The organism is Flavobacterium salmonis, from assembly GCF_903819435.1.
Lineage (GTDB): Bacteria > Bacteroidota > Bacteroidia > Flavobacteriales > Flavobacteriaceae > Flavobacterium > Flavobacterium chungangense.
The window spans coordinates 179,569-192,007 of sequence record NZ_CAIJDP010000090.1; the positions used below are offsets into that span (position 1 = coordinate 179,569).

The following is a 12,439-nucleotide window of genomic DNA, read 5'->3' on the forward strand; positions in this document are numbered from 1 at the left end:
AAAACTTTACGATGAAGATTTAATTCTTTACTAACTTAAACCAACCAATCATAATGTTCAACAATACAATGAAATTTGTAATGGCAATTGTATGCCTTACAATGTCTATGACAAAAATATTTGCTCAAAATCCGGTAGTGAAAATCGATTTTGATCAATCAGGCAGACAAACAACTGAAGTAGGCGAACCAGACTATACTCCTTGGGTAATTACAACAAATTCAGACACTAAAACTGTAAACGGAGTAACATTTACACTAACTCGTGTAGGAGACAAAGGAGACATATTAGGAACCAATTGGTACAAAGCCGGAATTTCATCACCTTATTATGCCAGATTAGTCTGTGATGGAGTTACTGTAAAAAATGGTACTGCAAATGAAGGTGGCCAAATAGAAGTAAAAATTAGTGGTTTAGAAACAGGAACCCATACCCTGCTCGCTTTTTTGAATGCAGTAGATAGCCCCGTTTATACTTTTAGTCCGATTGATATATCGGTAGATGGCAATTTAGTAATCAATAATTTAATTCCAAGCGTGAGAGCAGTCAAAACAGCAGATGCAAAATCGGCTTATTTAACCTTTCAGGCAACTACAGGAAAAGATGTAATTATTCTTTTTGCTGCCGAAAGATCTGGTAGTGAAACTTACAAAAATGTAATGCTAAACGGATTTGAATTAAACACGCCTAATATTTTTAATCAGGCTACAAATCCTGCTCCTAAACATAATGATGAACACGTAGAATTAAGTTCAGGCAATAAAACATTAACATGGACATCTGCCATTAATGCTGTATCACATAATATCTATTTTGGAACTAATTTAGCAGCATTGGAAGCCGCTAATACATCTTCACCTGAATTTAAAGGTAATCAACTCAAAGCAAATACTTCTTTCCAGGCAAACGGATTATATACAGGTGAGACATACTATTGGAGGGTAGATGAAGTTTTAGCGAATAATGAAATCACAAAAGGTAACATCTGGAGATTTCGTCCTGCTCAACTCGCTTTTCCGGGCGCTGAAGGTTATGGACGCTTTGCCCGTGGTGGAAGAGGCGGAAAAGTTGTTACCGTTACCAATTTAAATGACAGTGGCCCAGGAAGTTTACGTGAAGCTGTTACTAACGATATTGGGCCGAGGACCATTGTTTTTAATACATCTGGAATCATTAAGCTTAATTCTCGTTTGGTTTCAAGTCAGCCTTATGTAACTATTGCCGGGCAAACGGCTCCGGGAAAAGGAATTTGTATTCGCACAGCACCTTTCGGAATAACAGGAAATGATGCTATCGTTCAAAATATAAGAGTTCGATTAGGAGGAGGATCCACTTTTGATGGAATGGGATTAACCGGTGCTGATAATAGTATCATTGATCATTGTTCCATCAGCTGGACAATTGACGAGGCTTTTAGTTCGCGTTCAGGAAAAAATATCACATTACAAAGAACCTTAATATCTGAAGCATTAAATGCTGCAGGGCATGAAAATTATCCTGCTGGTACTGAACATGGTTATGCAGCAACCATCGGTGGTGATATTGGAAGTTTTCATCATAACTTATTGGCACATAATTATGGCCGTAATTGGAGTTTAGGAGGCGGATTAGATGGCAATGGTTTTTATTCCGGCAGAATGGACATAACTAATAATGTAGTTTATAATTGGGGAGGAAGAACAACTGATGGAGGAACCAAAGAAGTCAATTTTGTAAACAATTATTACAAGCCTGGTGCCGGTTCCAAAATATTTGTTGCATTTAGTGCGGATAACGAAAATACCGGAAAAGGAATGCAACAATGTTATTTTAATGGAAATGTTATGCCTGGCTATTTTGACGAAAGCAATCAAACAATCGGAAGAAGATCTACTTATAAAAACGGAGCGACTAATACTTTTGACAATTTTGTCAACACACCATTTTTTCCTTCATACGTAACCACACAATCTGCAAAAACCGCCTATAAAATTGTTTTATCAGATGTTGGGTGCACTCAACCTGAATTTGATGTGCATGATGAAAGAATCATCACAGAGACATTAAACGGAACTTACACATACAGAGGAAGTGTAACCAACAAACCAGGATTCCCGGATAACGAATCTGATGTTGGCGGATACGAAACATACGCTGAAATTGTCAGAGACGCAAACTGGGATACAGATCAGGACGGATTACCGAATTGGTGGGAAACAATTATAGGTACAAATACAAATTCAGGTACAGGAGATTTTTCAGATAGTAATGCTGATACAGACTTAGACGGATATACCAATTTAGACAAATATTTACAATGGATGTCTCTTCCTCATTACGATTCTCCAACAGGAAATAAAGTCGATGTTCATTTACAGAAAATATCAAGAGGTTTTACAAACGGAGTTAACTATTCGCTGTCTAATCCTGTTAACGGAAATGTTACTCTTAATGGAAATATTGCAGGATTTACCCCAAACGCAACTGGTTTATGTTCTTTTGACTTTACTGTTACTGATAATGAAGGAGCAATTATGACACGCACAGTTAATATCGTTAGCGGGTATAGCTCTAACTTGTCCACAGAAAAAACAAATAAAGAAAGCACCGCATTTACGGTTTGGCCTGTACCAAATAACGGTTCATTTTCTGTTTTGATGGAAAATGACGGCAACAATGCAGAACTTAAAGTATTTGATATTTTAGGCAAAGAAGTACTAAGAAGAATCATTACCGGAAAAACTCAGGAAAACATCAATTTAAAATCAAAAGGCGTTTTTATTATAAAAGTTTCTGACCCGGAAACAAAAAAAGTTTTACATAGCAAAAAGATTGTAGTTCAATAAGTTTAAGTTTGTTTTTTAGTTTTTAACATAAATGGCAGCTTAATAGCTGCCATTTATTATTATCATTCTTTTTGTTTCTGAAAGAAATAAGTATAAATCCATGTAATCGTAAAAGACGGAATCACATCGGTAAACGGAAGTATCTCTTCTACAAAAGTCAAAATACCTGCTACCCGCCCTACTCTGCCTTTGTACATTCTGGACATGATTAAAGCTGCAATCGGTGCCCAGATTACATCTGAAAACTCTCCTAAAAGCGGAATCGAAAATGAAATCGTACCAATTCCATCCAGAACTAACCCAATTATTAATTTCTGTATTCTGTTATCTTCAACAACCTTTAAATCCTGCATAATGTGACTTTTAAATTACAACTAAAATTAAAAATAATTTAACCACTATAAATTATTTTATTAATTCAATTAATTTCTAAATTCCCACGTCAATAAACATGCCGATAAATCAGATTCATAAAATTCTGTTACGACACATTTCAATATCGGCAGAATCTTTGTTTCTTTGTAAAAACAGTTTCCAAATGATACACGCAAAAAACATACATAAATTCTACGATAAGCTTGAAGTTTTAAAAGGAGTTGATCTACATATTCAAAAAGGGGAAATTGTTTCAATTGTTGGTGCCTCAGGAGCCGGAAAAACCACTTTACTGCACATTTTAGGAACTTTAGACAAACCAGAAAAAACAAATGCAGAAACCTCTCTTACCATAAACGGAGCAAACGTTTTAGGACTCAACGATAAAGCTTTATCAAAATTCAGAAATCTCAATTTAGGTTTTATATTTCAGTTTCATCAGCTTTTACCTGAGTTTACAGCTCTGGAAAACGTATGCATTCCAGCGTATATTTCAGGTAAAAAACCCTCTGAAACAGAAGCAGAAGCTAAAAAACTACTGGACTATTTAGGATTATCGCACAGAATTAATCACAAACCCAGCGAACTCTCAGGTGGAGAACAGCAGCGTGTTGCTGTAGCAAGGGCCTTAATTAACAAACCGGATGTAATTTTTGCGGATGAACCTTCCGGAAACCTGGATACCCACTCTGCCGAAAATTTACATCAATTGTTTTTTCAGCTTCGTGACGAGTTCGGACAAACATTTGTTATCGTAACACATAATGAGGAACTGGCAAATATGGCCGACAGAAAATTGGTCATGGTCGATGGACAGATTAGTAATTAGGAGCAGTTTCCAGCTGTACGCTTTATCTTTTTTGGCGAACCCCGCCATAAAAGGATGCCACTCCCATCTGGGCTAGGCATCAGAATAACAAAACATTCATTTTAAACATGACCCAAAAAGAACTCAAAGAATTTCTTGACGAAAAAGTCATGCAGTATAATAATCTCGACTTTATAGAAAGCGATCCCGTTCAGATTCCGCATCTTTTTAACCAAAAAGAAGATATTGAAATCGCAGGATTTTTAAGTGCAACGATTGCCTGGGGAAATCGAAAAATGATCATCAAAAATGCTCATCAGATGATGAATTTAATGGGCAATACACCTTACGATTTTATAATGTCACATTCTGATTCGGATTTAGAACGCTTAGAAAATTTTGTTCATCGTACGTTTAACGGAAAAGATTTTGCAGGTTTTATCAAAGGATTACAGCATATCTATAAAAATCACAATGGATTAGAAACCGTTTTTGCAAAACATCAGGAAGAGGATAGCCTGCAAAAAAGTATTCATGAATTCAAAAAAATATTTTTTGAAATTGACCATCTGCCAAGAACAAAAAAACACGTTTCGGATCCTCTTAATAATTCGGCAGCAAAACGCATCAATATGTACTTACGATGGATGGTCCGTCAAGATACAAAAGGAGTTGATTTAGGAATCTGGAAGAGCATTCCTCCCTCTTTATTGTCTTGTCCTTTAGATGTCCATTCGGGAAATGTAGCACGTAAATTAGGATTACTTAATCGAAAGCAAAATGACGCAAAAGCCCTGGCCGAATTAGACCATAAGCTCCGCAAAATGGATTCCTCTGATCCTGTAAAATATGATTTTGCCTTATTTGGCCTAGGTGTTTTCGAAGGTTTTTAACTCAATCCCTGATATTCAGAAAACTTATTAAAGAATATAAAACTTAACGTTCCTGAATTTCATTAAAGAATATTTTGAAAATAACTTTATTACGAATTACAGTTATTTTTCGAAATGTTCAGGCTTTGCTGCTCTTCATAATCAAAAAAACTATCCCTGTATTTATTTTATTAAAAAAACTGATTTGGAAATTAACGTTTTCTAAATCAAAAACTCATTGTTATATCGTTATAACAAACTTGTTTTAAAAATAAAAAATGCATTATAACGTTGTTTTTTAGCACTTTATCGGATATTTTTAAATAAAAATAGATTATATTTGGTTTATATAATTTCTTCCAAATTTATTTTTTAAAGAAAATAACGTTTTCCTCATTTAGTTTGTATAGATAATAAATAAATTAATTTATTAGATAAGACTGGTCTATTTAAAACTACAAATAAATTTCATTGTAATTTTTGAAACTAATTTACAAACCTGGTTTAATACTCATAACAAAATGAACAGCTCTAAAAAAATAGTTTTAGCCGAAGACAATTCAGTACTCTCATTGTTATTGAAAGTTAGATTAGAAAAAGAAGGGTACGAACTTTTAATAGCTATAGACGGCAAACAGGCAATTACATTAATAGAAGAATATCGTCCGGAATTAGTCTTAACAGATATTATGATGCCCTATGTTAGCGGACTGGAAGTAATAAGTCATGTAAGAAACAAATTGAATTTACAAACACCAATTATTGTTTTTTCGGCAGCCGGGCAAGAAGAAATAGTGCTTAAAGCATTTGATTTGGGCGCTACTGATTTTATGAGTAAACCTTTTAGCCCTCATGAATTAGTAATAAGAATAAAAAAAATACTGAATTAGCATTTCAAAAATTAATTAGTTTCAAGTCATGAATACTAACGACATTTTAGGATATTTCGAAAACACTTCTCTAATGATTCAATTGGTATGGTTGTTTAGTAGCATTTTTTTTACCATCATCTTTTTACTGGCTTTTTACCTCAAATATTTAAGAAATTATTTAAGAGCCAATGAAAAGATAGTCTATAAATATCAGGAAAAGTACGAATCCTATCTTGTGACCTATTTATATGCCGGAAATGATAACGAAGCATTTAGTACGGAGCAGCTAAAAATTATCGACAAATTAAAAAAAAGCATTGCCAATCCTTTTAAAAGAAAAATAATAGTTTCAATATTATTGAAATTAAGAAATGAAATATCCGGTGAAATGGGCGAATCAATTGACAAACTCTTTGTAAAACTGGGACTTTTACGTTACTCATTAGCAAAGTTAAGAAATAAAAAATGGGAAGTTATTGCAATTGGTATCAGAGAGCTTACTCAATTCAAAATAAAGGCAGTTCATAAAATAATAATGAACAACATCAATCATCCAAAGAAGGAAGTTCGTAAAGAAATGCAATTGTATCTGGTTTACCTGTATGCCTTTAAAGGACTTGATTTTTTGAATGTTTTACAAACCCCTTTATCCGAGTGGGATCAGATTCAATTATTAGAAATTCTTCAAATTAATAATGACACACAAATTGCAGACATTAGACCATGGCTGAAATCATCAAATGATTCGGTGGTTGTCTTTACGCTAAAACTTGCCAAAGTTTATAATCAGTTTGAGGCAAAAGAAGAACTTATTGAGCTGTTGCACCACAAGAGCGAAGATGTAAGAATCAATACAATTTCTGTCTTGAGTGATTTGAACATATTTGAAGCTAAAAACATCTTGAAAAACAATTTTAATGAACGCAGTCATGAAGAACAAATTGCTTTTATTAAAATGATGGCAAATGTATATGAAGCTAGTGACAAACCTTTTATATTAGAGCAAATACATCACGAAAATTCTGAAATAAGGCTGTTAGTAATGGAAATTTTAAAAAACATTAATTTTGAAGAATATGCATTATATGAAGCCGAATTTAAAAAAGCATTAACAGCCTAATTGAATAGTATCAATCGAGTAAAGTTTAAATTTTAATGTCAGTCATTCATTATTTTTTTCTTGTATTTTCTGTATTTGCTATTGCATCTTATATCCTATTAGCAATGATTTCAGCTGTCGAAACCATTGAATATATTAAAAAAAACAGCTTTGTTAATTACAAGGAAATACTATCCTCTACTTTTTCTCCATCAATTTCAATTATAGCGCCTGCTTACAATGAAAGTTTGAATATTGTAGAAAATGTTCGGTCTTTGTTATCAAGTCATTATGTAAATTATGATGTTATTATTGTAAATGACGGAAGTAAAGATGACAGTTTAAGCAAGCTCATTCAAGCCTACGACCTGGTTCAAATTGATCATCTTATCAATGAACATATTAAAACAAAACCATTACGAAAAGGTGTTTATAAATCTACAAATCCTGCTTTTGACAAATTAACTGTAATTGACAAAGAAAACGGAGGAAAGGCTGATGCTTTGAATATGGGACTAAATATGAGTAAAAACAGATATGTAGCCTGTATAGATGTAGATTGCTTGTTATTAGAAGACGCACTTCAAAAAATGATTAAGCCTTTTCTGGAATCAACCGATACTAAAGTAATTGCTTCGGGAGGTGTGATAAGAATTGCTAATTCCTGTATTGTTAACGATGGTAAATTACTCGATATAAACTTTCCTAAAACATGGCTGGAACAAGGACAAATTTTAGAATACCTAAGGGCTTTTTTATTAGGAAGAATGGCATGGAGCAGGCTAAACGGACTATTGGTAATATCTGGCGCTTTTGGTCTATTTGATAAAAAAATAGCTATCGATGTTGGTGGTTACGATACAAATACTGTTGGAGAAGATATGGAAATTATTGTTCGAATGAGAAGACACATGGAAGAACTCGAAGAAAAATACAAAGTTGCTTATATTCCGGATCCATTATGCTGGACAGAAGCTCCGGACAATTACAAAACATTTATATCCCAAAGAAACAGATGGACCCGTGGAACTATCGAAACACTTAGAAAACACCGTAAAATAGCATTTAATCCCAAATATAGATCCTTAGGACTTGTCAGTTATCCGTATTGGCTGGTTTTTGAAAGATTGGCTCCAATTATTGAAGTTGCAGGTATCCTGTATTTTGGGATTCTTATCGCTCTCAATGAAGTAAGATGGGATTATGCATTAGCATTTATTATTCTGGCTTATACGTTTTCAGTTATGTTTTCAATTGTTGCAATTTTCTCTGAAGAGCTTACTTACCATCAATACAAAAAAAAATCAATAGGTTTTAAATTAATAATAATAGCCTTTTTAGAACCTTTGGTAATTCATCCAATAATTCTATACTCAGCAATAAAAGGAAATATAAATTACTGTTTTTACAAAAAAATAGAATGGGGACATATGACGCGAAAGGGAATGACTAAAGCATAAATACTTAATTTAGACTTCTAAAGATGATGATAAAAAAATTAAAAGATATTTTAAATAATAGCCATACTTATACCTATATCAATTTAATTTTTTCGGTAATTGTTATATTTTGCTTATTAAGTTTATTTGAAACTTTATCAACTACTAATGGTTCAGCAAACCAAAATAGCAGCACTATATTAATCTATAAATTGTCAAATGATTTTTGCACCGGAATATTTATAGGATTGCTCTTTAGTCCATTTTATTTCATACTAAATTATATCAAAAAGCATCTTGGGGTATTATTTATCAAAATAGTTTTCTCTTTGATTGTAATTATTCAGTTTGCATTGGTAAAATATAGTTCTACAACCCTTGTCAACCTGGGAGCAGATCTATTAGGTTATTCTCTGTCAGACACATACACAACCGTAACAGCATCTGAGTCTCTTTCATTTATGTATTTCCTTCCCTTTATAATAATTCCTTTATTGTATTTGGGAATCTATTTTGCTTTTACAAAACTAGGCAAAAAGCAAATCGTTTTAGGAGCAATATTTACACTCTTAATTATCGCAGGAGTTATAAAATTATTTGTTCCCGACCTCTCTGACTCAAAGTACGAAAATAAGCTGGCGTTTTTAACCAAAGACATTATTCGGTTTGAAAGAGATAAAAACATAGCCAAAAACATTCAAAACATCAAATTCAAATCGGAATATCCGATGCTGAAACCTTTTAAATCTACTCCCGATGTTTTAGCTCCTTATTTTAATATTACCAATGAAAAACCAAATATTGTCGTTATTGTTGTTGAAGGTTTGGGGGCCGAATTTATTGATAAAAACGAATATGCAGGATTTACCCCCTACTTAGATTCGATGATCCCAAAATCATTGTATTGGGAAAATTTTTTAAGTAACGGTGGAAGAACTTTTGCCGTACTTTCTTCATTATTGGGTTCATTAACTTATGGTGAGAAAGGATTTTTAGAATTAAATCCGTTTCCAAGACATCTTTCCCTTATAAATGTGCTAAAAGCTAATGGGTACACCACATCTTTCTATTCTGGAGATGATGCAAATTTTGATAGAAAAATCAACTTTCTGGATCAAAACGGCATTGATAATACAATCGACAAAAATAATTATGGTTCAGAATATTCTCAAACAAAAGCTAATGCAGGAGGCTTTTCCTGGGGTTATCCTGATGCTGAAATTTTCAGGAAAGCACTAGTCGAGACTAACAAAATGAAACTTCCCCGATTGGATATCATTCAAACCCTTACCAATCATGAACCTTTTGACTTTCCGGAAAAAAATGAATACTTAAAAAAAATTGATACTATTATTGATACCCATGAAAATCTAAAATCGCAAAAAGGAAAAATTGGCTCTTATAAAGATATTTTTGCCTGTTTGAATTACACTGATAATGCAATTAAAAATTACATGGAAGCGTATGCAAAAAGACCTGATTATAAAAATACCATCTTTATAATTACAGGCGACCACCGTTTGATTCCTATTCCTCAAAAAGACAAATTATGCCGTTTTCATGTGCCTTTGTATATTTTTAGTCCAATGCTAAAAAGAACGGAATCGTTTAAATCAGTTTCTTCGCACTGGGATGTAACGCCAAGTTTGGTTTCCTTTTTGTTTAATAATTACAAATTCAACAAACTGGATCAAACCGCCTGGATGGGTCAAGGACTTGACACTGCAAAAGAATTCAGGAATAATCAGGGTATTCCTTTGACCCGAAATAAGGGAACTATTGATGATTATGTGTATAAAGAATATTTGTATTCGAGTGGTGAATTGTACAAAATAAAAGATAATTTTGATGTAGAAAGAATCAGTGACAATGCTATTTTGGATAAGGTTAACAGTGAATTTAATACCTTTAAACATCTGAATGCATATTTGACACAGAAGGATAAAATTATTCCAAAATCATTGAATTTAAACAAAGAGCAGGGAGTTCATTTTACTAAGGAAGAGCAAATCGAGATCGACAAACTAACCAAAGGATTAAATCCCGACCAGATGTTTTTCAAAGCAAGAGAGTTAGCTTTCAATAAAAAGCACAAAACAGCGATTTTATTATGCGATTTTATATTAAATGAATTACCCAATTATTCAGATGTACGGACTTTAAAAGGCCGAGTATTTGGTTGGGACGGTGAATATAAAAAAGCAGAACATGAGTTGCTGATTGTGATCAAAAGAATGCCTTTGTATGATGATGCCTATTTGGCACTGATGGATATCTATTGGTGGTCTGAACAGAATAAAAAAGTTATAGAAACAGGGGAATTAGCATTGTCAAACGGCATAAAAAATCCAGAAATCAAAATAAAGATCGAAAGATCTCAAAAATCAATCAACAATTCAAAACAACATAAGTAATGGGCACTGTTATACAAAAAGAAATTTTTGCTAAAATCTATATTTTTCTCATTATAACGTTATTTTCAGTTTCATTTCAAATGACTGGACAGGAAAAAACATATTCTGGCGACCCTGATGTCTCTTTTAAAACAGCTCGTGACCTGGCTTTCAACAATAACAGAAAGCAGGCACAAGATACTTTATTACACATCCTGACTAAATATCCCGATTATCATGATGTTCGTGAATTTTTGGCTTCGACCTATGCCTGGGATGGAGATTATAAAAAAGCAAGAACCGAATTTCAAAAAATTTTAGGAAAAGATACACACAGGAAAACCACATGGATAGCAGCCATTAAGAATGAAATGTGGGCTGACTTTCCCTTTCTTGCATTGAAATTATGCAAGAAAGCGCTGAAAAAATTTCCAAATGATACTGAAATACTGGACTTGCAGAAAAGTGCTCAGGAAAGTACAATGATCCCAACTGCTACTGCCGGTGGGGTTCAAACGATATCCAGTAAGATTCCAAATGATTCTATAACTAAAGAATCTGATTCGGCTTTGAGAAAAACAGTCCGAAACAATACGATTGGTGTGACTTCAGAAATCAATATTTACTCTGATGTCTTTGATCCTATGTTTTATAATGCTGTAAAATATGCCCGCCAAACCAGGTACGGCAGCATTATTGGGAGAGTTAATATCGACAGAAGACTTGGGGAGTACGGAACTCAGTATGAGGTTGATTTATATCCAAAAATTGCTAAAGGAATGTATGCTTACTTAAACTTTGGTGTATCTGGTTCTTCTTTATTTCCTGATTATAGATACGGTGCAGAAATTTTTAAATCACTGCCCAGAAGTTTTGAAGTTTCGCTAGGGCTCAGAGGTTTGCAATACGATACAACAACCATGATTTATACTGGTTCTGTAACCTGGTACAACGGAAATAATTACTGGTCTTTCCGTCCTTATTTTACTCCGGGAGACAATGGATTAAGTTCCTCAGGTACTTTAACATACCGAAAATACAGAAGTGATGCTGATAATTATTTCGGCATCAATGTTGGGGCCGGAATTTCGCCGGAACTCAATCAGAATTATTTTTTTACAAATGATGACCGAATTGTAAATCTGCAATCCCAAAAACTAAATGTTTCTTATTATTTTTCTACCAATAACAAACAAAATGCCTGGGGAGCACAACTCGGAATCATTCATCAGGAAATTCCTTTTGACCAGGGCAATTATTTCTGGATTTCAACCCTTGCATTGTCCTGGGAAATTAGATTTAGGTAATAAATTGGCAAAAATTAAAAGAAAATCAATCAATATTTTATCCTGCTTTGAAGTTAATTTTGTGGTAAGAAAAATGAAACCAGAGCTCATTTGAAGTTCCAATATCAATTCTAAATAATGCAAATTAAACAACTTCCTACTTTCTGCATTGTTGTTTTCTTATCTTTTCTAAACTGCAAAATTATGGCTCAAAACTCCTTACATTTAGCAAATACGAAAGGGCAGGAAATTAGTATTGTTTCTTCTAATGATTATACAAAAAAAGCATCCGTTCTTTTAAAAAGCTATTTAGACCAGGCTTTTGAGAATCCAATTTTTATTCAAAATAACAAATCAGAAAACGTTGATAGTTCGAAAATTATTCTTGAAATTAATCCCGAAAGTGTAAATAAAAATGATTCATTTATCATCAAAAGCGATGAAAAAACATCTTTCTAATTGGTTCGAAT

The 12,439-nt window shown here is 33.2% G+C and carries 10 protein-coding genes; 9 read left to right on the forward strand and 1 reads right to left on the reverse strand.

Annotated elements, in window-relative coordinates; genetic code table 11:
- Positions 1-53: 53 nt before the first annotated feature.
- A complete protein-coding gene (locus tag FLACHUCJ7_RS24485) occupies positions 54-2,825 on the forward strand; it encodes a T9SS type A sorting domain-containing protein (protein WP_230408905.1) in 2,772 nt (923 codons plus the stop codon).
- Positions 2,826-2,887: 62 nt separating this feature from the next.
- Here FLACHUCJ7_RS24485 and FLACHUCJ7_RS24490 read toward each other — a convergent pair whose 3' ends face one another.
- The gene (locus FLACHUCJ7_RS24490; protein ID WP_180910877.1) at positions 2,888-3,178 is read right to left on the reverse strand and encodes a hypothetical protein; all 291 of its coding nucleotides are present in this window, start codon (positions 3,176-3,178) and stop codon (positions 2,888-2,890) included.
- A 185-nt stretch (positions 3,179-3,363) separates the two neighbouring features.
- Between FLACHUCJ7_RS24490 and FLACHUCJ7_RS24495 the strand changes: the two genes are divergently transcribed.
- The 8 genes from FLACHUCJ7_RS24495 (at position 3,364) to FLACHUCJ7_RS25500 (ending at position 12,428) form a co-directional block, all read left to right on the forward strand.
- Entirely contained in the window at positions 3,364-4,029 is a 666-nt protein-coding gene (locus FLACHUCJ7_RS24495) for an ABC transporter ATP-binding protein (RefSeq protein ID WP_180910878.1), read from the forward strand.
- A 107-nt stretch (positions 4,030-4,136) separates the two neighbouring features.
- Positions 4,137-4,901: a TIGR02757 family protein gene (locus FLACHUCJ7_RS24500; RefSeq protein WP_180910879.1), complete on the forward strand. Its 765-nt coding sequence runs from the start codon at positions 4,137-4,139 to the stop codon at positions 4,899-4,901.
- A gap of 500 nt (positions 4,902-5,401) precedes the next feature.
- Positions 5,402-5,770, forward strand: coding sequence for a response regulator transcription factor (locus FLACHUCJ7_RS24505; RefSeq protein ID WP_031454892.1), 369 nt, complete (start codon positions 5,402-5,404; stop codon positions 5,768-5,770).
- 28 nt (positions 5,771-5,798) lie between these two features.
- On the forward strand, positions 5,799-6,872 hold the full coding sequence (locus FLACHUCJ7_RS24510) for a HEAT repeat domain-containing protein (RefSeq protein ID WP_180910880.1): 1,074 nt from the start codon (positions 5,799-5,801) through the stop codon (positions 6,870-6,872).
- Between the two features lie 35 nt (positions 6,873-6,907).
- Complete coding sequence (locus FLACHUCJ7_RS24515) at positions 6,908-8,311, forward strand: glycosyltransferase family 2 protein (RefSeq protein ID WP_180910881.1); 1,404 nt, start codon at positions 6,908-6,910, stop codon at positions 8,309-8,311.
- A gap of 23 nt (positions 8,312-8,334) precedes the next feature.
- Positions 8,335-10,704, forward strand: a complete 2,370-nt coding sequence (locus FLACHUCJ7_RS24520) for an alkaline phosphatase family protein (protein WP_180910882.1) — start codon at positions 8,335-8,337, stop codon at positions 10,702-10,704.
- Positions 10,704-11,990: a YaiO family outer membrane beta-barrel protein gene (locus FLACHUCJ7_RS24525; RefSeq protein WP_223255535.1), complete on the forward strand. Its 1,287-nt coding sequence runs from the start codon at positions 10,704-10,706 to the stop codon at positions 11,988-11,990. The genes FLACHUCJ7_RS24520 and FLACHUCJ7_RS24525 overlap by 1 nt, the downstream gene beginning before the upstream one ends.
- Before the next feature lie 183 nt (positions 11,991-12,173).
- Positions 12,174-12,428: a hypothetical protein gene (locus tag FLACHUCJ7_RS25500; RefSeq protein ID WP_230408906.1), complete on the forward strand. Its 255-nt coding sequence runs from the start codon at positions 12,174-12,176 to the stop codon at positions 12,426-12,428.
- Positions 12,429-12,439 lie beyond the last annotated feature (11 nt).

Coding starts and splice junctions, on each gene's coding strand:
- FLACHUCJ7_RS24520 (WP_180910882.1), top strand. CDS start 8,335: ATGATGATAAAAAAATTAAAAGATATTTTAAATAATAGCCATACTTAT.
- FLACHUCJ7_RS24485 (WP_230408905.1), top strand. CDS start 54: ATGTTCAACAATACAATGAAATTTGTAATGGCAATTGTATGCCTTACA.
- FLACHUCJ7_RS24505 (WP_031454892.1), top strand. CDS start 5,402: ATGAACAGCTCTAAAAAAATAGTTTTAGCCGAAGACAATTCAGTACTC.
- FLACHUCJ7_RS24500 (WP_180910879.1), top strand. CDS start 4,137: ATGACCCAAAAAGAACTCAAAGAATTTCTTGACGAAAAAGTCATGCAG.
- FLACHUCJ7_RS24525 (WP_223255535.1), top strand. CDS start 10,704: ATGGGCACTGTTATACAAAAAGAAATTTTTGCTAAAATCTATATTTTT.
- FLACHUCJ7_RS24515 (WP_180910881.1), top strand. CDS start 6,908: ATGTCAGTCATTCATTATTTTTTTCTTGTATTTTCTGTATTTGCTATT.
- FLACHUCJ7_RS25500 (WP_230408906.1), top strand. CDS start 12,174: ATGGCTCAAAACTCCTTACATTTAGCAAATACGAAAGGGCAGGAAATT.
- FLACHUCJ7_RS24510 (WP_180910880.1), top strand. CDS start 5,799: ATGAATACTAACGACATTTTAGGATATTTCGAAAACACTTCTCTAATG.
- FLACHUCJ7_RS24495 (WP_180910878.1), top strand. CDS start 3,364: ATGATACACGCAAAAAACATACATAAATTCTACGATAAGCTTGAAGTT.
- FLACHUCJ7_RS24490 (WP_180910877.1), bottom strand. CDS start 3,178: ATGCAGGATTTAAAGGTTGTTGAAGATAACAGAATACAGAAATTAATA.